Source organism: Propionivibrio sp., assembly GCF_041441355.1.
Taxonomy (GTDB): Bacteria; Pseudomonadota; Gammaproteobacteria; order Burkholderiales; family Rhodocyclaceae; genus Propionivibrio.
This window is the reverse complement of record NZ_JASDTF010000015.1, coordinates 1-22,221: the sequence shown is the minus strand read 5'-3', so window position 1 is coordinate 22,221 and position 22,221 is coordinate 1. Positions and strand designations below refer to the sequence as shown.

22 protein-coding genes and 1 pseudogene are annotated in these 22,221 nt (G+C 61.6%); 8 read left to right on the top strand and 15 right to left on the bottom strand.

Annotated elements, in window-relative coordinates; translation table 11 throughout:
- Positions 1-19: 19 nt before the first annotated feature.
- Positions 20-1,075 (bottom strand): PDDEXK family nuclease, encoded by a 1,056-nt coding sequence (locus QMB55_RS04590; RefSeq protein WP_497587495.1) that lies wholly within the window; start codon positions 1,073-1,075, stop codon positions 20-22.
- A 235-nt stretch (positions 1,076-1,310) separates the two neighbouring features.
- The gene (locus QMB55_RS04585; RefSeq protein WP_497587494.1) at positions 1,311-1,550 is read right to left on the bottom strand and encodes a DNA-binding protein; all 240 of its coding nucleotides are present in this window, start codon (positions 1,548-1,550) and stop codon (positions 1,311-1,313) included.
- Positions 1,551-1,635: 85 nt separating this feature from the next.
- On the opposite strand from QMB55_RS04585, the gene QMB55_RS04580 reads away from it, so the two are divergent.
- The 6 genes from QMB55_RS04580 to QMB55_RS04555 all read left to right on the top strand — a co-directional run bounded on the left by QMB55_RS04580 (position 1,636) and on the right by QMB55_RS04555 (position 8,168).
- Complete coding sequence (locus QMB55_RS04580) at positions 1,636-2,079, top strand: helix-turn-helix domain-containing protein (RefSeq protein WP_497587493.1); 444 nt, start codon at positions 1,636-1,638, stop codon at positions 2,077-2,079.
- Positions 2,080-2,199: 120 nt separating this feature from the next.
- A complete protein-coding gene (locus QMB55_RS04575) occupies positions 2,200-3,078 on the top strand; it encodes a TniQ family protein (RefSeq protein WP_497587492.1) in 879 nt (292 codons plus the stop codon).
- Between the two features lie 65 nt (positions 3,079-3,143).
- Positions 3,144-4,652: a TnsD family Tn7-like transposition protein gene (locus QMB55_RS04570; RefSeq protein ID WP_497587491.1), complete on the top strand. Its 1,509-nt coding sequence runs from the start codon at positions 3,144-3,146 to the stop codon at positions 4,650-4,652.
- A 65-nt stretch (positions 4,653-4,717) separates the two neighbouring features.
- The gene (locus tag QMB55_RS04565; RefSeq protein ID WP_497587490.1) at positions 4,718-5,239 is read left to right on the top strand and encodes a hypothetical protein; all 522 of its coding nucleotides are present in this window, start codon (positions 4,718-4,720) and stop codon (positions 5,237-5,239) included.
- 11 nt (positions 5,240-5,250) lie between these two features.
- Complete coding sequence (locus QMB55_RS04560) at positions 5,251-6,624, top strand: toll/interleukin-1 receptor domain-containing protein (RefSeq protein WP_497587489.1); 1,374 nt, start codon at positions 5,251-5,253, stop codon at positions 6,622-6,624.
- Positions 6,621-8,168, top strand: coding sequence for an argonaute/piwi family protein (locus QMB55_RS04555; protein WP_497587488.1), 1,548 nt, complete (start codon positions 6,621-6,623; stop codon positions 8,166-8,168). The genes QMB55_RS04560 and QMB55_RS04555 overlap by 4 nt, the downstream gene beginning before the upstream one ends.
- Positions 8,169-8,284: 116 nt before the next feature.
- Here the strand turns inward: QMB55_RS04555 and QMB55_RS04550 are convergent, their stop codons facing one another.
- Together QMB55_RS04550 and mltA are read right to left on the bottom strand one after the other, a co-directional pair.
- On the bottom strand, positions 8,285-9,487 hold the full coding sequence (locus QMB55_RS04550) for an ammonium transporter (RefSeq protein ID WP_497587487.1): 1,203 nt from the start codon (positions 9,485-9,487) through the stop codon (positions 8,285-8,287).
- A gap of 196 nt (positions 9,488-9,683) precedes the next feature.
- Positions 9,684-10,997 (bottom strand): murein transglycosylase A, encoded by a 1,314-nt coding sequence (mltA, locus tag QMB55_RS04545; protein ID WP_497587486.1) that lies wholly within the window; start codon positions 10,995-10,997, stop codon positions 9,684-9,686.
- Between the two features lie 70 nt (positions 10,998-11,067).
- Here mltA and QMB55_RS04540 point away from each other — a divergent pair, with 70 nt between their 5' ends.
- Both QMB55_RS04540 and QMB55_RS04535 read left to right on the top strand, forming a co-directional pair.
- Positions 11,068-11,964, top strand: a complete 897-nt coding sequence (locus tag QMB55_RS04540; RefSeq protein WP_497587485.1) for an ATP-binding protein — start codon at positions 11,068-11,070, stop codon at positions 11,962-11,964.
- Positions 11,961-12,914, top strand: coding sequence for a Nudix family hydrolase (locus QMB55_RS04535; RefSeq protein ID WP_497587484.1), 954 nt, complete (start codon positions 11,961-11,963; stop codon positions 12,912-12,914). The genes QMB55_RS04540 and QMB55_RS04535 overlap by 4 nt, the downstream gene beginning before the upstream one ends.
- 13 nt (positions 12,915-12,927) lie before the next feature.
- Here the strand turns inward: QMB55_RS04535 and QMB55_RS04530 are convergent, their stop codons facing one another.
- From QMB55_RS04530 to glnA, 11 genes and pseudogenes are all read right to left on the bottom strand, one after another.
- Positions 12,928-13,143 carry a DNA gyrase inhibitor YacG gene (locus tag QMB55_RS04530; RefSeq protein WP_497587483.1) on the bottom strand — a complete coding sequence of 72 codons (216 nt, stop codon included), beginning with the start codon at positions 13,141-13,143 and terminating at the stop codon, positions 12,928-12,930.
- On the bottom strand, positions 13,143-13,898 hold the full coding sequence (gene zapD / locus QMB55_RS04525; RefSeq protein WP_497587482.1) for a cell division protein ZapD: 756 nt from the start codon (positions 13,896-13,898) through the stop codon (positions 13,143-13,145). The genes QMB55_RS04530 and zapD overlap by 1 nt, the downstream gene beginning before the upstream one ends.
- A gap of 60 nt (positions 13,899-13,958) precedes the next feature.
- Entirely contained in the window at positions 13,959-14,591 is a 633-nt protein-coding gene (coaE, locus tag QMB55_RS04520) for a dephospho-CoA kinase (RefSeq protein WP_497587481.1), read from the bottom strand.
- Positions 14,588-15,298: an SPOR domain-containing protein gene (locus tag QMB55_RS04515; RefSeq protein ID WP_497587480.1), complete on the bottom strand. Its 711-nt coding sequence runs from the start codon at positions 15,296-15,298 to the stop codon at positions 14,588-14,590. The genes coaE and QMB55_RS04515 overlap by 4 nt, the downstream gene beginning before the upstream one ends.
- Positions 15,299-15,320: 22 nt before the next feature.
- Positions 15,321-16,685 carry a TrpB-like pyridoxal phosphate-dependent enzyme gene (locus QMB55_RS04510; RefSeq protein ID WP_497587479.1) on the bottom strand — a complete coding sequence of 455 codons (1,365 nt, stop codon included), beginning with the start codon at positions 16,683-16,685 and terminating at the stop codon, positions 15,321-15,323.
- A 146-nt stretch (positions 16,686-16,831) separates the two neighbouring features.
- Positions 16,832-17,575 carry a type III pantothenate kinase gene (locus QMB55_RS04505; RefSeq protein WP_497587478.1) on the bottom strand — a complete coding sequence of 248 codons (744 nt, stop codon included), beginning with the start codon at positions 17,573-17,575 and terminating at the stop codon, positions 16,832-16,834.
- Positions 17,569-18,387 (bottom strand): biotin--[acetyl-CoA-carboxylase] ligase, encoded by an 819-nt coding sequence (locus tag QMB55_RS04500; RefSeq protein ID WP_497587477.1) that lies wholly within the window; start codon positions 18,385-18,387, stop codon positions 17,569-17,571. Before QMB55_RS04500 ends, QMB55_RS04505 begins: the two co-directional genes overlap by 7 nt.
- 38 nt (positions 18,388-18,425) lie before the next feature.
- A complete protein-coding gene (gene ntrC, locus QMB55_RS04495; RefSeq protein WP_497587476.1) occupies positions 18,426-19,847 on the bottom strand; it encodes a nitrogen regulation protein NR(I) in 1,422 nt (473 codons plus the stop codon).
- Positions 19,848-19,901: 54 nt separating this feature from the next.
- Positions 19,902-21,059 (bottom strand): nitrogen regulation protein NR(II), encoded by a 1,158-nt coding sequence (glnL, locus tag QMB55_RS04490; RefSeq protein WP_497587475.1) that lies wholly within the window; start codon positions 21,057-21,059, stop codon positions 19,902-19,904.
- A complete protein-coding gene (locus tag QMB55_RS04485) occupies positions 21,019-21,579 on the bottom strand; it encodes a DUF4124 domain-containing protein (protein ID WP_497587474.1) in 561 nt (186 codons plus the stop codon). The genes glnL and QMB55_RS04485 overlap by 41 nt, the downstream gene beginning before the upstream one ends.
- Positions 21,580-21,724: 145 nt before the next feature.
- Positions 21,725-22,221 (bottom strand): annotated as a pseudogene (gene glnA / locus QMB55_RS04480) (glutamine synthetase); the annotation flags it as partial.

The window sequence follows — 22,221 nt, the reverse complement described above, 5'->3', positions numbered from 1 at the left end:
CGGCGAACACCTCACTCCCTCACGCTGTTACACCACTTCCCGGGACACCGCCTGGATTTAGTGGCCGGTCAATCAAGACTGGGCGGAATAGGTCAACCCTGAGCCTTCGTTTCCATATCGCCTGAAAGAGAATATTCCGGCAGTCTTTAACAGAATATTTGCCTGCGCCGGCTAACCTAACAATGAGCTCGAAAGCTGGAATACCGCTTTCGAGGCAATTCTTGAATCGGTCAATCAGGTCATCTTGCTCGGTCAACGACAGGGGCGCATTTTGGCTGTGAGCCAGGAATAACGTGCGTAGATTGGCGCAAACATGCGGGTCAATAGCATTGGCAGCAAGAAAAACTGTTCGAATCCCAGCGTCCTGGAAATATGTGCGTTCCAGTTCATGGCGTACCAACACATCTTCAGCCAGTTTCCCTTTGGGAGTTACAAAGCGCTTGCACTCTAAGGGGCGTTTGAATGCGTCCTCGCTATCCTTGACTGACCAATTCAGACAGTAGTGCCGGCCATTCTGGGTGCGCATCGCCCAGAGCAAATCACCGATAAACGGAAAGACCACCCAACGGCAGCCACCGGGAGCAGTAGCATCCTTGATTTTCACTTTGGATAGCGCATCAAGGTAGCCGAGTCTGTCGGCGACATCGACAATACCGGAAAATGGCCGCAGGCCAACCGGGGATGCTGCCTTGAAATTGTGCAGAGGATGGGGACCCCCTGTACGTGAAAACGCCCTCTGCTCCTGAAGCCCAACAACGCCTGGATGGTATAAACCAAGAATAGCGGCCGAGCATTCAGCCTGCGAGAGCAGATGAACATCGCGCCCGTCGAGCTTCTCTGGGGTAATAGTCAACGCATGCGATATTGAAGGCGCCTCTCCTCGCACCGCAAGAATTGAGGGAGTGTAATCCTTATCCCAAGTAGGATTCGACTGGCGCTTTGATACGCGCCGAAGGCGAGTTTCATTCGGAGCACGCTTGGCTCTGGATTTCGCTCTAGGCACGTCATCCAGAGCCTGCGGCCATTGCGCCTGAGAAATAGCCTGCCGCTGTGACAACTCGCAGTGTGTTTGCATTTTGGTTATCTCCAAACAACCAATGCCTTGGTGTGACACATCCTTTCTTGCCGACATGGCATGAAAAAAGATGCAACAAGGCCTTGACTCGCCTGATTGGTTTGGAGATACTGAGAGCGCCAACTGACAGTATTTCCTGCGCAAGCAGGCGAAGCCGGATAAGCCGAAAGGTGAGTCCGGTTTTTCGTTTCTACATTTCTTATTCCTCCTGACGTTATTCTTGGTGGTCCGGGGGTCACCCCAGGCGAGCTATTAGTTCCTGCACGCTGACGATAGAGCCCTGCTTTATCCCAAGAGCCACAGCAATTTGATGGCTTTGTCCTCGAAGGCACTTCCGGCGCCCTTCCAGAACCTGATAAACCAGTGAAGTCGAGAACCCTCTGGCTCGCGACCATTCGGCTACAGAAATTCCGCTATCCTCAAACACCGCACGTACCAACTTGACAGAATGTATGTTTTGAGGTATATTAAACATGACCACCCTCCGAACTGGCATGCATTTGCATGCACACTACCACACTTGACCCTATCGGTGTCCACTCTTGGACAGGGATTCGTACATGTCCCAAGCTATCTCTACAATTCCGGATGGTTTCGGGCTTCGTCTTGCCCAAGAGCGAAAGCGGCTGGGGTTTACTCAGTCTGAGTTGGCGGAGGTGGCCGGCATCAAACGCTTGGCTCAAAGCCAATATGAGCGAGAGAGCAGTTCGCCCCCCGTGCGTTACTTGGCTGCAATCGCGCACGCTGGCATCAACCTTCACCAGCTACTCTTCGGTGGCTTGCCTTCGGTCGAACAGCTATCCACGAGCGACCAATATCACATCGAACGACAGGCGTTTGAACTGGTTGAGGAGCATGTGCAGGCCCAACCAGAGGGACTCCTAGGTGCCGAGGCTCGCTTTGCTCTATTTCAACTATTCAAGTCCCAGCTAGCGCAACAAGCACTGGGGCATACACCACACAAGCCTCGCACGGCTTCCGCCGGCCAAAAAATCGCAGCCTAAATTACATCGCTGCATCTGCGCCGTAAAATGCTCAAAATTGCCTTTCAGGCAAGCAACCCAACCTACCGAATCGCTTAGTCACCGAGCGCCAAGATTGCGCTTGCGGCTGGGTGTAATCCTATGACAATCCTGCCATCAGTGATGCCGGACGAGTTCGTGCTCGGCTATTGGGGACGAATTCACGCCCTCAACTTATACAGCTCACCCAACCAGACGCTGGAAGCGCTGATTGAGAACTTTGCGCTCCCGCCAACACGTATTCAACGGGTTGAAGCACTAGCGCTGGCCGCGCAGACAAGCACGCAGCGTTTTGTTCAGAAACACACGCTTATTCCAGCGCTAGCAGCAATATCCCAGCATTTTGAAGGCGCACCTCACGGCGCGGCAAGCTCTCCAGCAACCATCAAAAAATCCTGGAGACGTCTCCAACAACCGGGGGCATACTTTTGCCCCGAATGTTCAGCAGCACAAAAATCTCAATGGGGGTTCTCCTATTGGATGAGACGTCACCAGCTGCTTGGCGTCGACTGGTGCCTCCATCATGGAACGCCCTTAATCGCCTCTGATGAACACGCCTTCGTACGGGAGACACCACACTTCCATGAGAGCCAACCCCCATCTCAACGAATTGAGCAAGGTCAGAGCTACTGGCCGATATTGGAACGCTACTCGCAAATAATGACTGCATACCTGAACACGACAAGACGTATTGGTGTGTACGATGCGTCGAAACCGCTACGCCCAATTGCCGCGGCACGAAACATCAACATCCGCGGAGAATGCGCGCCCCAATATCTGAGCGACGTAGCCATGGCGCAACTGCCTGGTTGGTGGTTGGAAAAGCTGTTTCCATCAATCGCTCATAAGCAAGCAAACACTCCATTCCCTCCGCTCGACAATACAGTCCTATCTGGATTTGCCATGCCGCACGCTTACGCGCTGGCGATGGCACTGCTCTATGAGTCGAGCGAAGAGGCTCTTGCAGGCATGCCGCACTAACCCGTCGTCACAAAATGTATTAAATTACATACATCGCCAAGGCTAAGGGAGGCAGACGAAGAGAAGTGAACGACGAGGTTTCAAAGTGCGTTGACCTATTCCCAGAAACGCACGATTGCCTGCCTCAGCCATTTGCCGGCGAATCGCTCTACAGTTGGTGCGCTCGATACCATCGGCTAAACGGTGGCCATCACCCACGCGGAACTAATCGTCGCTTATTCGGGCATCCGACCGCTGGCCTGCGGCCAGAACTTCCTTTCCGGCTCGGTAGCTTTCAACTCAACACCCGCCAGCATCTGGGAAGCCTTAATAACATCCTGAGGCAGCGAACCGTGCTTGGGTTCTACGCACCATTTTTGTCTCCAACTTGCATGGCGGAAGTTTCCGAGTACCTTATCAGCAGCAACAACATCGCTGCCCGAGCACTATTGGGATTGGCAAAGGATGGCCGAGGTGCCCGGTCATCGCTATTTTTTTGCCCCGAATGCACCTCAGAACAGATGTCGGCGCACAGCACTTCCTGGTGGCAAACCAAGCACATGTGGCCGGCTATCAATATCTGCCAGCGGCACGACTGTCTGCTGGTGCAAGTTAAGGACGAATTACTCCAGCGGTCCTCCGCCGATTTCTTCCTGGCACATGAGCTTGATTCATCCTGCCTAAATCAAGCCCCAGATGCCACTAGCAGTCTGAAACCGCTACTCAAAAGCATCGCCAACTGGACAACGAGCTTGGTTGACCAAATCGATAATGGTTTGGCTGAATCAGCCCTGCGCTATACCTACCTCCTAGGGGCCAAGCATCACGGCTGGCTGGCTTTGGACGGTTCACTTCGCCTGAAAGCATTACAAGAGTCATTTTTGTCTGAATGCTCTGCGCTAGCCAGTTTTCCCGCATTTCACTTCATCAAAGACGCCAACGGTGTGAACGGGGGCTTCCTGGGAAGCCTATTTCGGCAATATCCGGGACGCCGCCACCCCTCAAAACATCTGGTACTGATGAATTTCCTGTTCGCAGAGCCGGAGGCACTCTTTGAAACCTACGCGACGGTTCAAGCTGCCATTGCAAATGATGGCCCTCAGGGCCCTAAAAGATTACTGACCAACACCAGCCAACAGCTTGTCGAGCTGGTGGAACAATCAGGACATTCCGTTAGCGCCGCAGCGGGGTTTCTCAATATTCCAGCAGGAGAAGCGCTGGCCCACCTCAATCGCCGGACAGATGTCATTCGTGTTCGAAGGCCACACATTGTCGGCACCACTCGAGAAAAAGAACTGCATGAATTGCTGCTTGAGGGGCAAAATCGAAGTGAAATTGCCCGGGTGCTCTCGTTGCGCCCAGCATTCATTAAGGACTATCTGGCACAGCACCCGGAGCTCAAAGCTCAGTGGGAAACAGCTCATGCCATCAAGGAAACCGAGAAGCACCGCGCCCAATTGCTTACTGTATTAAACGCCCATCCTGGCATGCCCATCAAAACCATTCGTCGATTGCCTCAAAACGGTTTTCAGTGGCTGTACAACAACGACCGGGAGTGGCTTCAAGAAATACTTCCGGCCATCTGGAAGCGCTAGCCGCCAGGTATGCCCTTCGCGTAGTTCGCGTTATAGTCAAGGTTCTCGTCGCATAAGGAAAACCAATGGCCTCCACTTGGCTGGTACGCGCGGATAGCGGAGGCCGTCTGGCTCCCGAGTTCAAATCCAAGTCCCTGGTCGCTATTGGCTGGATTGAAGCTCGCAACACCCTGGAAGCGCAAAAGCTGCCAGCGATGACCGAAACGGGCAGCGGTACCCTGCACGACAAGGAAAAGGCTTTCCTCGATGAAATCATCCAGAAGGTGAATGGCCTGTTCGAGGGGGAACTCTCGGACAACGACCAACTGGTCTATGTGAATGGCGTGCTCAAAGGCAAGTTGCTGGAGAACAACACCTTGGTGCAGCAAGCGGCCAATAACACCAAGGAGCAGTTCGCCAACTCCCCCGACCTGTCGCAGGCCATTCTGCACGCCATCATGGATGCGTTGGATGCCCATACTGCGATGAGCAGCCAGGCGCTGAATTCGCAGCGTATTCAGGATGGGTTGAAGGACACGTTGCTTGGGCCTGCACGGTTGTATGAGTCATTACGTGCACGCTCACAGCCAACTGTTATGCCGAGATAAGCCTTACTGCTATGCAATCCCAAGAAACAACACCCAGAACTGCACTCTTTATCTCCCATGCCACGCCTGAGGACAACCATTTCGTACGTTGGCTTGGGGCCAAGCTCACAGCGATGGGCTACGAAGTATGGGCTGACGTGATGCGATTGCGCGGCGGAAGTGACTGGTCGAGGGAACTTGAGGATGCGCTTCGCAAACGAGCAGTGAAAATGTTACTGGTTTGCACTGCTAATGGGCTCGAGAAACAGGGAGTTCGCAACGAAATAGAAATGGGAGCGAACCTTGCGCGACAGCTTGGAGACGACCAATTCATCATTCCGTTGCGCCTCGAGGCGTATGAAGCACCATTCCGTATCGCCCAAGCTCAGTACATTGACTTCAAAAATAGCTGGGCACGTGGCTTGGCTGAACTAACTGAGCTGCTGGAAGAGAAAGCGCTACCAAGGGGAAAACCAAGCCTAATGCAAACCTGGCTGGAGACCCATGCGGAGGGTTCGTCAAAGCTTCTTGGGAAGTCAGAGCCGCTGGTTTCGAATTGGCTGGAAATCGAAAGCAAGCCAGAGACTGTCCATTACTGTGAGCCCCCTGTAGGTTCATCACTCGAGCGGTTTCAGCATCGGCAGTGCCACACATGGCCTTGCGTCCCTCACCGCAGTGGTGTGATTACATTTGCCACCCCCGATGACGCCGGCCTTTTTGGAGCCGACCTCCCCGGCAAGATTGTTTCCTCCATCAGGGCAGAGGATTTCTTTTTGGCGGGTTGGCCTGAATTTGGTATCGAAGCCTATCAAGCTCAATACATGTACACGGACATTGGTTCGCAAGCTTTTGACGGCTACTGTAGCAAGCGGGGAATGAAGGGCTACATGGGCTCAGGCAAGAGATTGAGCTGGTGGGCAGACATCCAGACAGCACCGCTCGATAAGGTCAAGTTCGACTGGGGCTATAGGCGTGGTGCAAGACAAATTATCGGCCGTTCTGACAAGCGTCGAGTCCATTGGCATTACGCTGTCAGCGTCAACTTGCGGACTTTCCCGTTACACCACCTCCGTATTGCTGCTCGACTGGTTTTCAGTGAAAACGGGATGGACCCTATCGAAGATGTTCGCCGTGCCCATACCTTGCGCCGCTCACTTGCAAAAGGGTGGCGCAATGCCCGTTGGCGAGACATGCTTTGTGCATTCTTGTGGTGGCTGTCTGAAGACAAAGGACAACTCCGGTTGCAAGTTGCCGAGGGTGGATTTATCCGTGCACGCATTCCACCGCTCCAATTTAGTTGTCCTGTCAGTGTGGCAGAAACCGACGAAGGTCCAGCAGATGATGATGACCCAGACCTTCCTACAGAAGATTGGGATGATGAACCTCTGGCAGAGGAGCAGGTATGAGCCGCCCCGAGGTTTGCCACATCGCTGAACCCACACTAGCCTTTCGGCATGGGCAGCAGTTGGAATACGCACGTGACGGACTGTACCTTTACGGTCCTGTAGATGCTGGGAATACCCCTAGGCAGATTCGATATGGTTTTATCGGTACAAAGACTGGGCTAGAGCGGTTTGAACGATGGGCCAAGCAGGTTTCATCGTTCATTCCGACTCCACCCCACCGGCGTGGTGCCAAGGAAATTGAACCCCATCATGTTCCGTTTCCGGGCTTCTCGGAGGCGTTTAACGCCATCTGGTCGGCCAAACCATCAAAGGTCATAGCAGATATTGATGAGCAGGACCTGCACCGGCGAATTCATATTACCAACCGACACGAAGCAATCAAGTCGGTGGTTGATGTTTTCGTTGAGCTCTTAGTGGCAGAACAGAAGCGCAATGAAGACCCACCGAGCTTCTGGTACGTCGTCGTTCCTGAGTTTATTTATGAACTTGGCCGTCCGATGTCGACGGTACCTAAAGCAGAGCGACTCGATGGCAAGGTAACGCTGAAAGAAAGAGATGCACTCAAACTGGCAACACAGCCAACGCTATTCGGATTCGCCGAAGAAGAGGCTGAGGTCTACAAGTACGAAAAGAACTTTCGGCGGCAATTAAAGGCTCGTCTTCTCGAGCATCAAGTGGTTACTCAAATTGTTCGAGAGAGCACCCTTGCTCCAAATGATTTCCTGAATGCTAAACGAGAGCCAAAGCGGAGGGTTGAGGACCCGGCCACCATAGCCTGGAAACTATGTTCTGGGTCGTATTACAAAAGCGGTGGTCGCCCGTGGCAAATTGCCAATATGCGTTCAGGTGTCTGTTACGTTGGACTGGTTTACAAGCGTCAAGACCAGGCAGGTACTTCACGTCACTCCGTGTGTGCGGCTCAGATGTTCTTGTCCGATGGCGAGGGCGTAGTTTTCCGTGGCGCACTGGGCCCTTGGTTTCATCCTGACACCAAGCAGTTTCATCTCGACAAAGAAGCTGCCATGCGCCTAGTGGGGACAGTGCTAAATGAATACAAAGCACGTCATGGCACGGAGCCGAAGGAACTTTTTATCCATGCCAAGTCATCATTTAGCGATGACGAGTGGGACGGTTTTCAACAGGCCTGCCAAGGGACGACCACGAACGTAGTAGGGATTCAAATCGCGGATGCTTGGGACCAACTCAAGCTATTTCGTCCCGGGGCATACCCCGTCATCCGCGGCACGGCTATGCTAACCAATGCGCGCTCTGGATTCCTGTGGACCTCCGGATTTGTTCCCAGATTGGGGACTTATATGGGGCCGGATACACCGAACCCGCTACAGGTCAGTATCAGGCGCGGAGAGTCCAACATCAAAACTGTCATGAGTGACGTGCTGGCACTCACGAAGATTAACTTCAATACGTGCTTATTTAACGACCGAGAACCAGTGACCATCAGATTCGCAGATGCTATTGGTGACATATTGGTCGCGGCTCCTCAGCAAAGTGAGCCGATGCTGCCTTTTAAGTTTTACATCTAACCAAGTATTACTGCATCGAAAAACAAGGGGGCTTCATAGCCTAGCCCCCTTGCCTACAACTGTCCGACAGACTTAATTGCCTCCCGACAGACTTAATTGTTTTCTATCAATGCCGCTCACCAGCTCGTTTCCCGCTCCGGCGACGCCGAAATGCGGTGGATGCTCAGGTCGGCACCGTTGAATTCTTCCTCGCGCGACAGGCGCAGGCCAAGGGTCGCGCGCAGCAGGCCGTAGACGACAAAACTGCCGGCCAGGGCAATGGCGATCACCAGCCCGGTCATCAGAAGCTGCGGCACGAAGGCGACGCCGCCCGCACCGCCCAGCGCCTTCTGCCCGAAGATGCCGGCCGCCACGCCGCCCCAGGCGCCGCACAGGCCGTGCAAGGGCCAGACACCGAGCACGTCGTCGATTTTCCAGCGGTTCTGGGTGAGCGTGAACATGACGACGAACAGTGCCCCAGCCACGCCGCCAACGACCAGCGCGCCGAGCGGATGCATGATGTCCGAGCCGGCGCAGACGGCGACGAGGCCGGCCAGTGGGCCGTTATGCACGAAGCCCGGGTCATTCTTGCCCAGCGCGAGCGCCGCGAGCGTGCCGCCGACCATGGCCATCAGCGAGTTGAGCGCGACGAGGCCGGAGATCTTGTCCAGCGTCTGCGCGCTCATCACGTTGAAGCCGAACCAGCCGACGGTCAGAATCCACGCCCCGAGCGCAAGAAATGGGATCGACGACGGCGGGTGCGCGGCGATGCCGCCGCTCTTGCTGTAGCGCCCGCTGCGCGCGCCGAGCAGAAGCACCGCCGGCAGCGCCAGCCACCCCCCCATGGCATGCACCACGACCGAACCGGCGAAGTCGTGGAACTCCTCGCCGAAGCTCGCCTTCAACCAGGCTTGCACGCCGTAGGCCTGGTTCCAGGCGATGCCTTCGTAAAAAGGGTAGATGAAGCCGACGATGACGAAGGTGGCGATCAACTGCGGGTTGAAGCGCGCGCGCTCGGCAACGCCGCCCGAGATGATCGCCGGGATGGCCGCGGCAAAGGTGAGCAGGAAGAAAAAGCGCGTCAGCTCAAAGCCGTTCTGCTGCATCAGCGTTTCGGCGCCGGAGAAGAAATCGACGCCGTAGGCAACGGTAAAGCCGATGAAGAAATAAGCGATGGTCGACACCGAAAAATCGACCAGGATTTTGACCAGGGCATTGACCTGGTTTTTCTTGCGCACCGTGCCGAGCTCGAGGAAAGCGAAGCCCGAGTGCATGGCCAGCACCATGATGCCGCCGAGCAGGATGAAAAGTACGTCTTGACCGGTTTTGAGCGCGTCCATGCGTCCTCCTGGGAATAAGCCGGACGACGTACGCAAACTCCGTTCCAGTTTCTGACGGCGCTTCAAATCAATGGCTTAGAGCCCAATACGGGCGCGGCCCACCGCTGCCCGCACCAGCCCTGTGCATCCGGGCTGCAGCACACCCCATTTTGGCGCCCCGGCATGGCGCATCGGGCCGGGACGCCGTCCCCCCGCTTTATTTCGGGGCAGCCCCCGGCGGCAGTAGCACCCACATCTGGCCCTGCTGCTTCATCCGCCCGGCCTGCGTGCCGGCCTCCGCGCCAAAGCCCCAGAAGAAATCGGCGCGCACCACGCCGCGGATCGCGCCGCCGGTGTCCTGCGCCAGCATCAGCCGGCGCAGCGGCGTGTCACTGTTGGGCTGCGTGGTCGAGAGGAAGACCGGCGCGCCGAGCGGCACGTGGCGCGGGTCGATGGCGATGCTGCGTCCGGCGGTGAGCGGCACGCCGAGCGCCCCGAGCGGCCCGTCGCCGTCCTTGCCCGAGGGCGGCAGCTCGCGGAAGAAGACGTAGCTCGGGTTGGCGTTGAGCAACTCGTCGAGGCGCGCCGGGTTGGCGCGCGCCCAGGCCTGGATGCCCTGCATCGACGCTTCCTCGGGCTTCAAATCACCGCGCTCGATCAGCACTCGGCCGATCGAGCGGTAGGGATGGCCGTTCTGGTCGGCATAGCCGATGCGCACCAGCTTGCCGTCGGGCAGTTTCACGCGACCCGAGCCCTGGATCTGGAGGAAGAAGAGCTCGATCGGATCGTCGACCCAGAGCAGCACTTTACCCACCGGCTCGGAGTGTTCACCCTGGCGTCCGACGATCTCGGCACGCGAGTAGTAGGGCACCACCTTGTTGCCCTGCAAGCGTCCGCGCAGACGCATGTTCTTCAAGTCGGGCAGCACGTCGGAAAGATCGATGGTCAGGAGGTCTGGCGGCACGCCCAGCACCGGTTGGGCGAACTTGGTGCTCTGCGTGCGCGAACCGCGCAGCAGGGGCTCGTAGTAGCCGGTGACGAGGCCCTGCGTGCTGGCGTCGGGCTGGGTCAGCAGGAAGGGCGCGAACTGCGTCTCGAAGAAATTGCGCAGGCGCACCGTCGAGGCGCCGCTCAAAGTCTTGGCTTCGTCGCAGGCGGCGCGCCACAGCGGCCACTGCGGCCGGCTGGCAAGCGCCCGGCACGACTGCAGCAACGGCGGCAAAGCCGCCTTGAGATCGTCATCGCGCCAGCCGGGCAGGTCGCTCCAGCGCGCGGCCTGCATTGGGGCGGCGGCGGGCTTGGCCGGTTCGGGAGTGCCCGGGCAGGTCGGCGTGGTCGGCGCACTTGGGCATTGCGGGCACGCGGGGCAGACCGAGGGCAAGGAGAACGAAGGCTCCTTCACCGTGCCGCAGGCGGCGAGCAGCGCCGCGGAAATGAGGACGGGCGCGAGCGCGAAGCGGCGCGCCCGGGGCCGTGCGGACGGTGTCGGCACAGACGCGGAGAGGCTTGGGCTGGTTTGGCTTTTGAACATCGTTTGGCTAAAGTGAGCGGTTTCCGAACCGGCCGAGTATACCGCCCGGCCCCGTGCGCGACGAACCCCGATGAGCCAAAACGCCCCGACCCTGGAACATTTTCTGGCCCGCGCCGAGCGCCTGCTCGAGCGCCTCGAGCCCTTGCTGCCGCCAGCCTCGCCCGCCCCCGACTGGAACGCCGCAGCGGCCTTCCGCTGGCGCAAGCGCGGTGGCGTCGGCTTTCTGCAAGCCATCGCACAACCGGCGACGATCCGCCTCGCCGACCTGCAGGACATCGATGAACAGAAAGGGCGCATCGTCGCCAACACCCGCCAGTTCCTCAAGAAAAAGCCGGCCAACAACGTGCTGCTCACCGGCGCGCGCGGCTCGGGTAAGTCCTCGCTGATCAAGGCGCTGCTCAACGAATACGCCGACCGCGGCCTGCGTGTCATCGAAGTCGACAAGAACGATCTCGTCGACCTGCCCGACATCGTCGAACTCGTCGCCGGGCGACGCGAGCGCTTCATCGTCTTCTGCGACGACCTCTCCTTCGATGCCGGCGACGCGACCTTCAAGGCGCTCAAGGTGATCCTCGACGGCTCGCTCGCCAGCGCGCCCGACAACGTGCTGATCTACGCCACCTCGAACCGCCGACACCTGATGCCCGAGTACCACGCGGAGAACCTCGAAGGCCACAAAGTCGGCGACGAAATTCATCCCGGCGAAGCGGTCGAGGAAAAAATTTCGCTTTCCGAGCGCTTCGGCCTCTGGCTCTCCTTCTATCCCTTCGACCAGGACGCCTACCTCGCCATCGCCGCGCATTGGCTGAAGAGCTTCGGCTTCAGCGGGGTGGCCATCGCGCAGGCCGAACGCGAGGCGCTTAACTGGGCCTTGATGCGCGGCTCGCGCAGCGGCCGCGTGGCCTGGCAGTTCGCCAAGGACTGGGCGGCACAGCACGGCAAACGCCGCACCGGGAAGCGTGCATGACAAACGCAAAACTCACCGAAGTCGCCGCCGCCGTCCTGTTGCGCGAAACCGCGCGGGGTACCGAGTACCTGCTCGCCTGCCGCCCCGAAGGCAAGGTTTACGCCGGCTACTGGGAGTTTCCCGGTGGCAAGGTCGAGGCGGGAGAAAGCTACGCCGCCGCGCTCGCGCGCGAACTGGAAGAAGAACTCGGCATCGTCATCGACCGCGCCTGGCCCTGGCTCACCCGGCGCTTCGTCTATCCGCATGCGCACGTACGGCTCAAGTTCTTCCGCGTCCCGGCCTGGCACGGCGAAGTCGCGCCGCTCGAACACAGCGGTTTTTCCTGGGTGCCGCTCGGCGGCACCCCGACCGTCGATCCGGTACTGCCGGCCAACGGCCCGATCCTCGATGCCCTCGCCCTGCCGGCCGAGTACGCTCTCACCTGCGCCGAGGAAAACGGCATCGTCGCCGAATTGAAGCGGCTGGAAAGCGCATTGGACTGCGGCCTGCGGCTCGTCCAGGTGCGCGACAAGACGCTGCCTGCGGCCGAGCGCGAACGCTTTGCCACGGAGGTGGTGACGCGGGTTCGCGCGCATTCGGGCGCACGCGTACTGATCAACGACGATGCGGCCCTTGCGGTACGACTCGGCGCTGACGGAGTGCATTGCTCGGCGAGCCGACTGATGGCGCTCGACGAACGGCCCGACTTCGCGCTCGTCGCCGCCTCCTGCCACAGCGAGGCCGAACTCGCCCACGCGGCCAAGCTCGGCCTCGACTTCGTCGTTTTCGGCCCGGTGCAAGCGACCCGTACCCACCCTGAAGCGACGCCGCTCGGCTGGGCGGAATTTGCGCGCCGCATCGACGATTTGCCGCTCCCGGCCTACGCCCTCGGCGGCCTCACGCCAAACGACCTCGACATCGCGCGGACCCACGGCGCGCACGGTATCGCGCTGATGCGCGGCTGGCGTTGAAGGTTTTAGTTTTTTAGTTCGAGCGCGGCGTGCCGGGCGCAGCCTCGCTCGCCGACAGCGGATCACTGTCCTGCTCCTGCACCGGAACGCGGTATTCCTCGGACGCCCAGGCGCCAAGGTCAATCAGCTTGCAGCGCTCGGAACAGAAGGGGCGCCAGCGGTTCTCGGGCGACCAGAGGGATTCGCCGCCGCACTGGGGGCAGCGGATTTTCTTGGCGGGTGCGGACATCAGAGGTTGCAGAAAATCATCTCGAATTCGACCCCTGCGCCGGCTTGGCGCGGCCGGTGGTCGTAATCCGGGCAGGTGAAACGGATGTTGAGCGCATATTTGTTGGCGCTGATCTCGGGCACGAAGGCCAGGTCGTTCTTGAGCGAGACGCGCACCATCTGGGCGCTGCTGCCGCCGAGCATCATCTGGAAAGCGCCGTTCTCGGCGAGCTTGCGCTCGGACGTGCCGCTGGCGCGCAGCAGGCGCAACACGATGCCTAGGCCGTCACGCAAGGGCAGGAAGGGCTTGAGCCAAGTATGCAGCGCGGCGCTGCGGGTCTCAGTCGATTGATGCTGCCAGTAGTGGTAGGAGGGCAGGTCGAATTCGCACACGCCCCCCGGGATCACCGCCCGGCTCTTGATGCCCATCAGCCAGTCGTTCTCGCGCAGGTGCTGGCCGATCTTGCCGGCCATTCCGAGCATCGCGGCGGATGACTGCTCGATCTCGTAGAGCGCGCCGGAAAGCGCTTCTTCCGAAATTGCGGGATTGTTGCGGAAGGTCAGCAACGACTGGCGCTGACGCTCGAGCTCCTGGATGAGGTCGAGCTTGAGGTCAGCCCGCCCCGCGACTTCGAGAATCTCGAACAGGGTCAGGAGACAGGCGTGATGTTCGCGCGCACCATCCTGCTGGATGAAGTACGTCGCCTTCTCGAACAAATCCTCGAGCCGCAGCAGCGTGCGAATGCGCTCGTTGAACGGATATTCGTAGGTAATCACGCCGCGACCACGCCGGAATTTAATAAATTCCGGTTATTCTGAGACATTCGCCACAAAAGCTCAACGACTAGCCCGCTCTTTTTTCTCCGCCCACTCGGCATAACGGGCGTGCAGCCGCGCCACGGGGGCGCCCAGATCAGCGGGCGTACCGACGTTCTCGAGCACGTCGTCGGCAGCGGCCAGGCGCTGCGCCCGCGAGGCCTGCGCAGCCATGATGCGCAGCACTTCGTCTCGGGCCAAGCCGCTGCGCGCCATGACCCGAAGGATTTGCTGCTCTTCCGGGCAATCGACGAGCAGCAGGCGGTCGATTCGATCGGCATACGCACCAGATTCGACGAGCAGCGGCACCACCAGCAGCACGTAGGGCGCATCGCCCGCTGCGGCGCAGCGCGCGTCGCATTCGGCCCGGATCAAGGGATGCAGGATCGCCTCAAGGCGGGCCTTGTGCGCGGGGTTGGCAAACGCCAGCGCGCGCATTGAGGCCCGATCCAGCGCGCCGTCGGGGCCGATCACGGCGGCACCGAGTTCGGCAAATTCGGCTTGCAAGGCAGGCAAGGCGGCGCCGCCCGGGGCCGTCAACTCGCGGGCGATCGCATCGGCATCGACCACCACCACGCCCTGCGCAGCGAAGAGATCGGCCACCGTGCTCTTACCGCTGCCGATGCCGCCGGTGAGTCCGACGACATAGGTCATGGCGCGCCCTTGCAGGTCTCCACGGTGATGCCGGCAGCCCGCTCGGCGAGCAGGCTGCGCACCGCTTCGACCTGCGCTTCGGGACCGGAGAAACTCATTTCGGACAGCGGCGGCTTGCCCGGACGTTCACCGACCTTGGCCGAGCGCACGCCCTTGCCGCGCAATTGTTCGAGGCGCGTCTTGGCCGCCTCCTTGCTCGAAAAGACGCCGAGCGAGATGGCCCGCGCCTGCGCGCCGTCCTGCACGATGTAGAACTCGGGCACGCCCAGCTTCTTGAGTTCGGCCGCCTTGTTCTCCGCATCCTTGCGCGAGGGCTGAGGAGGGATGTACACCCAGAAGCTTGCGCTACCCGGCTGCGCCGTACGCTGGACGCGCACCGCCGGCCACTTCTCGTTCAAGGTCTCGACGATGCCCACCGCTGCTTCGGCCGGGACATCGTCCGCCTTCAGGCAGAACTCGGCGGGTTTGCCGTCGCGCACTTCGTCTTCTTTGCCAAGCTTCGCCACCGGCTTCTCGACGCGCTCCGCCTTGCCGTTTTTCTCGACGAGCGGCGGCGGTTCGTCGCGAGCGACAATTCTCAACTGCTCGGGATTGAACTGGCGCTGCACGCGCAAGGCATCCGGCGAGCTGCCGGCAGGGATGTAGCCGTGCGTCCAGGCGGCGAACGCCAGGTTCGCCAGGATCAGCAGAAAGACGAAGGCGCGCATCGGAATTCTCCCGCTCCGCGATCTACCCGACCTTGGGCAGATGTTGCAGCGATTCGCGGATGGCCTCCGCCGGGTAGGCGAAATCCTCCAGCTCCCCGGCGAAGTAGCGGTCGTACGAGGCCATGTCGAAGTGCCCGTGTCCGGTGAGGTTGAAGAGGATGGTCTTGGCCTCGCCGGTTTCCTTGCAGCGCAGCGCTTCGTCGATTGCGCCGCGGATGGCGTGGCAGGATTCGGGCGCAGGCACGATGCCTTCGGCGCGGGCAAAGGTCACGCCGGCCTCGAAGGTGGCGAGCTGCGGCACGGCGACGGCCTCGATCAGCCCCTCGTGATAAAGCTGCGAGACGAGCGGCGAGGCCCCGTGGTAGCGCAGGCCGCCGGCATGAATGCCGGGCGGCATGAAGTCGTGGCCGAGGGTGAACATCTTCATCAGCGGCGTGAAGCCGGAGGCGTCGCCGTAGTCGTAGGCGTACTCGCCCTTGGTCAGCGACGGGCAGGACGTCGGCTCGACGGCGACGAGGCGCACCGGTTTGCCGTTGCGCCCGCCCGCCGCATTGTCGGCGACGAAGGGAAAGGCCAGGCCGGCAAAGGAAGAACCACCGCCGCAGGGGGCGAAGATGACGTCCGGCCAGTCGCCGGCCATCTCAAACTGCTTCTTGGCTTCCAGGCCGATGATCGTCTGGTGCAGGGCCACGTGGTTGAGCACTGAACCGAGCGCGTAGTTGGTGTCAGCACGCGAGGCGGCTTCCTCGACGGCTTCCGAGATCGCAAGGCCCAGCGAACCCTGGTTGGCCGCGTTGGCGGCCAACGCGTCGCGCCCGGTCTGCGTCATTTCGGACGGACTGGCGAAGACCTCGGCGCCCCAGGTCTGCATCATCGAGCGGCGGAAGGGCTTCTGGTTGTAGCTCACCTTGACCATGAACACGCGCACGTCGATGCCGAACATCTGCCCGGCGAGCGCCATCGAGCAGCCCCACTGGCCGGCGCCGGTCTCGGTGGTGATGCGCCGGATGCCGGCCTGCTGGTTGTAGTAGGCCTGCGGCACGGCGGTATTGGGCTTGTGCGAGCCGGCCGGCGAGACGCCTTCGTTCTTGTAGTAGATGCGTGCCGGCGTGCCGAGCATCTCTTCGAGGCGCGCCGCGCGCACCAGGGGCGCCGGCCGCCACAGGCGGTAGATTTCACGCACCGGCTGGGGAATCGGGATCCAGCGCTCGGCCGACATTTCCTGTTCGAGGATCGCCCCGGGGAAGATGGCCCCCATCTGCTCCGGCGACGGCGGCACGCCGTCCGGGCCGAGCGGCGGCAGCGGCGCATTCGGCAGGTCGGCCACCACGTTGTACCAGTGCGTCGGAATCTCCGACTGGGGAAGGACGAAGCGCAGGGATTCCATCAACTCTCCAAGGATTCAAGACGGCGGCAACAGCCCGCGTGCGGACGCGCGCGCCAGTGACAGGCAAGGCGCAAGTATATCCGGGTGGCGTAAGGACCGCATCCGACGCAAGCCGGGAGAAAGGTCGGGGCGCGAGGACGGGCGCCTTAAACGCCCGTTCCAGCGCCCTCCGCAAAACAGCGCAAGCCCTCGAAAATCAGGGTATCGACCTGTCGGCACGGCACGCTCAGGTGCGTCATCAGCAAAGCTGCCGCGCCCCCGGTGAGCAGGCAATGCGCGCCGGACTCGGCGGCCAGCGGGGCATAGAGGCGCTCGATCGCGCCCAGCTGAGCAAACAGGCAACCGCTGGCGATGGCATCGGCGGTGTTCCGCGGTGTGATACTGATCTCGCCGGCGCTGAACGGCAGTTGCGCCGTGTTCCCGGCCAGGGCGCGACGCATGAGGTCAAAGCCTGGCAGGATGACGCCGCCAAGGAAGTCACCGTCGGCCGTCAGGCGGTCGATGGTGGTCGCGGTCCCGGCACAGATCACGAGGCAAGGGCCGGCGCCGAGCGCGCGCGCGCCGAGCAAGGCCGCCCAGCGGTCGGCCCCCAGGCGTTCGGGCGTCGCGTAGGTGTTGTGCACGCCGCAGGCGTCCCGACTCGGGCGCAACCAGCGCGGCGGCGGCAGACCGGCTTGGACCAAGGCGGTTTCCACGCCTGCCGCCACCGGAGCGCCCGCCACGTTGCAGGCCACGACTGCACTGCCGGCGGGCAGGCCTTGCAAGGCTGCGGCGAGTTGCGCGCCGGTGTCCGGCGCGTGGGTCGGCAGGGCCTGCACGGCCGACCAGCGCCGGCCGTCGTGACACGCCCACTTCAGGCGTGTGTTACCCACATCGACGGCAATCAGCATGCGCCCGGACGCAGCGTCAGATCACCCGAAAGGCAGCGTTCGAGACCGGTGGCGGTGCGGACCAGCAAGGCCCCGTCCTCGTCGGCCCCGAGACAGGCCCCTTCGACCTCGACCTTGCCGTCGCGCAGCATGTTCACCGGACGTTCCTGCCAGGCGTGATAGGTCTGCCAGCGCGAGCGCAGGACCGCAAAACCGCCGTCGGCAAAGGCATCGAAAACGCCGGCCAGGGCGTGCAGCAAGGCCGCCAGCAGGGCGTTGCGTTCGGGCAGCTGCGGCACGATGTCCTCGAGTGCGACGGGCGCCAGAGCCTGCGGCCCAGCGACAAAATCGGGCGGACGACGCAGGTTGAGGCCGATCCCGATGACGGCCTGCGCCGATTCGGGGTCGCTCTGCACTTCGACGAGGATGCCGCCGAGCTTGCAATCCCCGTAGAGGATGTCGTTCGGCCACTTGAGCTGCACGTCGGGCACGCCGCACGCGGCAAGCGCTTCGACGACGGCGACACCGACGGCCAGTGAAAGCCCCGAAAGACGCTCGATGCCACCTGGAAAATGCCACAGGACGGAGAACGTCAGGCTGGCGTCGGGCGTAGCCAGCCAGCTGCGGCCACGGCTCCCGCGCCCGGCGGTTTGACGATCGGCAACGACCACGGAACCGGACGGCGCGCCGGCTGCCGCGCGTTCAAGCAGGAAGGAATTGGTCGATGCGCACTCCGCCAGCACATCGACGCTGAAACGCCCGGCATCCGGCCCGAGAAGCCCGATGAGGCGCGCATGATCGATCAATAACGGAGAGGGAGGTTCTTCGGTCATGGTGCGTGCAGAAAATGGGGGACGGCCATTATCGCCGATTATGCCGGCGCGTGCGCCCCCTCCTCACCACCGCCATCGAGTCCCAGTTCGTGGATCTTGCGCGTGATCGTGTTGCGCCCGATCCCGAGCGCATGCGCCGCCTCGATTCGACGCCCGCCGGTGTGCGCCAGCGCGCGCGTGATCAGCAGGCGTTCGACGGCATGGGTCAAGGTCTCGTGCACATGCCCGTCGCGCGCCGCCAGCAAGCGATCAACCTCGGCCGCGAAACCGGTCTGCCAGTCGCTGACCGGTGCTGCGACCGGCTTCTCGCGCAGCTCAGGCGGAAGGTCGGCGATGTCGATCTGCTGCCCGGGTGCCATTACCGTCAACCAGTGGCAGATGTTCTCGAGCTGGCGCACGTTGCCCGGAAAATCGTGCCCGGAAAGGAAGCGCAGCGCCGCGTCGGACAAGCGCTTGGGCTCGACGCCCAACTCCTGCGCGCTTTTTTGCAGAAAATGCCGCGCCAGCAAGGGAATGTCCTCGCGCCGCTCGCGCAGACTGGGCAGACGGACGCGGATGACGTTGAGGCGGTGAAACAGGTCTTCGCGGAACAGGCCTTCGCGCACCCGCGCTTCGAGGTTCTGGTGCGTGGCGGCGATGATGCGCACGCTGGCCTTGATCGGCGCATGGCCACCCACGCGGTAGTAATGGCCGTCGGAAAGCACGCGCAACAGGCGCGTCTGCAATTCAGCCGGCATATCGCCGATCTCGTCGAGGAACAGCGTCCCGCCTTCAGCCTGTTCGAAACGCCCTTGCCGCTGCCCGGCCGCGCCGGTGAAGGCTCCGCGCTCGTGCCCGAAAAGCTCGGATTCGAGCAGTTCGCGCGGGATCGCCGCGGTGTTGATGGCGATAAAAGGTTTGGCGGCGCGCGAGCTATGCCGATGCACGGCGCGCGCCACGAGTTCCTTGCCCGCCCCGGACTCGCCGGTGATCAGCACCGTTGCGGTCGACTGGCTCAGGCGCCCGATGGCACGGAAGACTTCCTGCATCGCCGGCGCCTGGCCGAGGATTTCCGGCGCCAGGGCCACTTCGGCCGACGCACCGGATTGGTGCATGCTTTCATCGATCGCTCGCCGGATGAGGTCCAGCGCCTGATCGACGTCGAAGGGTTTGGGCAGGTATTCGAAGGCGCCGCCCTGAAACGCTGCCACCGCGCTGTCCAGGTCGGAATACGCGGTCATGATGATTACCGGCAGGGCCGGCGCGCGCTGCTTGAGCTTCTTGAGCAGGTCAAGTCCCGACTCGCCCGGCATGCGGACATCGGAAATCAGGACCTGCGGCATCGGTGCGCCGCGCTCGATCAGTGCCAGCGCTTCACTGGCCGAAGCGAAGCTGCGGAAGGGTAATTGCTCCCGCGCCAAGGTTTTTTCCAACACCCAGCGGATGGACTTGTCGTCGTCAACGATCCAGACCGGTTTCATGTACGCCCCGTATTCCCCAATGTGCGATGAACACACAAAGCAAATAGCCTGCCATCAGGGAGACAGCAGTTCGAGCGGCAGATGGATGGTGAAGCAGGTCCATCCCGGCCGGCTGTCGCACTCGATCGTTCCCTGGTGTTGCTGGACGAAGCTCTGGGCCAGCGTCAGCCCCAGACCACTCCCCCCGTCGCGCCCCGAGACCAGCGGAAAAAACATCCGCTCGCGGATGGCTTCGGGAATTCCCGGCCCGTTATCGACCACCTGCAGTTCGAGGGCCAAACGGTAGCGCCGCTTGGCCAAGGTCACCTGGCGCGCCGCGCGCGTGCGCAGCACGATGCGCCCGCCACCGGCTGGCGGCTCGCGCATGCCGCCGATCGCCTGCGCGGCATTGCGGGCGATGTTGAGCACGGCCTGAATCAACTGCTCGCGGTCGCCGATCAGTTCCGGCAGGCTGGTGTCGTAATCGCGCACCACGCTCAGCGTTTGCGGAAACTCGGCATTAAGCAGGCTGCGCACCCGCTCGAGAATTTCATGGATATTCACCGGCCCCGGCTGCATCGGGCGATGCGGCGACAGAAGACGCTTCATGAGGTCTTGCAGGCGATCGGTTTCCTTGACGATGACCTGGGTATATTCGTGCAGCGCCGGGTTGTTCAGCTCGCGCTCAAGCAACTGCGCCGCGCCGCGGATGCCGCCGAGCGGGTTCTTGATCTCGTGCGCCAGGTTGCGGATCAGTTCGCGGCTCGCCAGCTGCTGCTCGAGCAGACGCTCTTCACGCGTGGCGCGCAGTTGCTGGTCGATCGGCCACAGTTCGAGCAAGAGTCGTGCGCCGCCATTCGCCTCAACCGCGGCTTCGACCGGATTCACTGTGCAGTTGAGCTGTAGGGCGACGCCGTCCAGGCGACGCACTTCGACGCCCTGCCCGGTGTAGCCCCAGTTGTGCGCCAGCGCCTGATCGAGCGCCTCGTGCAGCGAGGCCGAGGCCTCGACGATTTCGCCGAGCAAGGCCCCGACCGCGCTGCGGCTGCTGACGGCAAGCAGATTCTCGGCGGCGGAATTGATGTAGCGGATCTTCAACCCGGCGTCGAGCACCAGCACCGACGACGACAGAAGGTCGAGCCCGGCGAACGGCGCCCCTGTGGCCGTGGCAGCAGTCGCCGGGGCGGCCGACTCAGCGGAGCTTGGCGAGTTCTTTCTGGATGGCTTCGACATTGCGTTCGTGCAGGGCGACCTTGTCTTTATAGGGTTGCAGTCGCTCCTCCACCTTGGCCCCGTTGATCCCGCTGCCGCCGACCGCGACGCAGACCTGCTTGCCGTCCTTGCTGGCGGAGCAGCGTTGCTGCGGTCCGAAACGCTCTTCGGGCAGGACCTCTTCCTGACCGGCGAGATCCTTGCGCGCCTGCTCAAGGTTGCGCTGCTCGGCGGCCAGCTCGCCCTCCAGGATGCGCCGACGGTCGGTATCGCGGGACTTCTGGGTGGCCTCGCCGACTTTGGGGAAGGACGCCGGCGTCGGCGTGCGCGCCGCCGGTGCGGCCGCTTTGGCGCCCGGCATGGTGGTCGCGGGGCCGAGGTCCATCGCCGTGCATTTCGTCCCTTTACCGCTCGGACGAATGTTGGAAAAGGACTTGTGGCCGCTTTCGTCGACGCACTGGTACATCACGTCGGCGCGCGCCAGTTGTGGCGCGACACCGAGCCCGGCGAGGATCAGCAGCAGTGCGGAGAGAGGGGGCACAATGGCTTTCATTGCAAACGTCGGGAGGGCACGCAAAGGACCGTAGCAGTGTATTTGATGAGCATGCGAAACACAAACGGCCGGCGCTCCCCAAAAAAAAGGACGGGGAAAACCCCGTCCTTTTTGACGCTCGGCGCGAGGCCGATCAGCAGCTGTAGTACAGGTCGTACTCGACCGGATGGGTGGTCATGCGCACGCGATTGACTTCGCTCATCTTCAGTTCGATGAAGGCGTCGATCCAGTCGTTCGAGAACACCCCACCGCGGGTCAGGAAGTCACGGTCGCCGTCGAGCGCGGCCAGGGCCTCTTCGAGGCTGGCGCACACGGTCGGGATCTTCGCTTCTTCTTCCGGCGGCAAATCGTACAGGTTCTTGTCGGCGGCATCGCCCGGGTGGATCTTGTTCTGGATGCCGTCGAGGCCGGCCATCAGCAGCGCGGCAAAGCACAGGTACGGGTTGGCGATCGGATCCGGGAAGCGGGTCTCGATGCGGCGCGCCTTGTCGCTGGCCACGTGCGGGATGCGGATCGAGGCCGAGCGGTTCTTCGCCGAGTAGGCCAGCTTGACCGGCGCTTCGTAGTGCGGCACGAGGCGCTTGTAGGAGTTGGTGCCCGGATTGGTGATGGCGTTCAGTGCCTTGGCGT

Coding starts and splice junctions, on each gene's coding strand:
- QMB55_RS04590 (WP_497587495.1), bottom strand. CDS start 1,075: ATGCAAACACACTGCGAGTTGTCACAGCGGCAGGCTATTTCTCAGGCG.
- QMB55_RS04585 (WP_497587494.1), bottom strand. CDS start 1,550: ATGTTTAATATACCTCAAAACATACATTCTGTCAAGTTGGTACGTGCG.
- QMB55_RS04580 (WP_497587493.1), top strand. CDS start 1,636: ATGTCCCAAGCTATCTCTACAATTCCGGATGGTTTCGGGCTTCGTCTT.
- QMB55_RS04575 (WP_497587492.1), top strand. CDS start 2,200: ATGACAATCCTGCCATCAGTGATGCCGGACGAGTTCGTGCTCGGCTAT.
- QMB55_RS04565 (WP_497587490.1), top strand. CDS start 4,718: ATGGCCTCCACTTGGCTGGTACGCGCGGATAGCGGAGGCCGTCTGGCT.
- QMB55_RS04560 (WP_497587489.1), top strand. CDS start 5,251: ATGCAATCCCAAGAAACAACACCCAGAACTGCACTCTTTATCTCCCAT.
- QMB55_RS04555 (WP_497587488.1), top strand. CDS start 6,621: ATGAGCCGCCCCGAGGTTTGCCACATCGCTGAACCCACACTAGCCTTT.
- QMB55_RS04550 (WP_497587487.1), bottom strand. CDS start 9,487: ATGGACGCGCTCAAAACCGGTCAAGACGTACTTTTCATCCTGCTCGGC.
- mltA (WP_497587486.1), bottom strand. CDS start 10,997: ATGTTCAAAAGCCAAACCAGCCCAAGCCTCTCCGCGTCTGTGCCGACA.
- QMB55_RS04540 (WP_497587485.1), top strand. CDS start 11,068: ATGAGCCAAAACGCCCCGACCCTGGAACATTTTCTGGCCCGCGCCGAG.
- QMB55_RS04535 (WP_497587484.1), top strand. CDS start 11,961: ATGACAAACGCAAAACTCACCGAAGTCGCCGCCGCCGTCCTGTTGCGC.
- QMB55_RS04530 (WP_497587483.1), bottom strand. CDS start 13,143: ATGTCCGCACCCGCCAAGAAAATCCGCTGCCCCCAGTGCGGCGGCGAA.
- coaE (WP_497587481.1), bottom strand. CDS start 14,591: ATGACCTATGTCGTCGGACTCACCGGCGGCATCGGCAGCGGTAAGAGC.
- QMB55_RS04515 (WP_497587480.1), bottom strand. CDS start 15,298: ATGCGCGCCTTCGTCTTTCTGCTGATCCTGGCGAACCTGGCGTTCGCC.
- QMB55_RS04510 (WP_497587479.1), bottom strand. CDS start 16,685: ATGGAATCCCTGCGCTTCGTCCTTCCCCAGTCGGAGATTCCGACGCAC.
- QMB55_RS04505 (WP_497587478.1), bottom strand. CDS start 17,575: ATGCTGATTGCCGTCGATGTGGGTAACACACGCCTGAAGTGGGCGTGT.
- QMB55_RS04500 (WP_497587477.1), bottom strand. CDS start 18,387: ATGACCGAAGAACCTCCCTCTCCGTTATTGATCGATCATGCGCGCCTC.
- ntrC (WP_497587476.1), bottom strand. CDS start 19,847: ATGAAACCGGTCTGGATCGTTGACGACGACAAGTCCATCCGCTGGGTG.
- glnL (WP_497587475.1), bottom strand. CDS start 21,059: ATGTCGAAGCCATCCAGAAAGAACTCGCCAAGCTCCGCTGAGTCGGCC.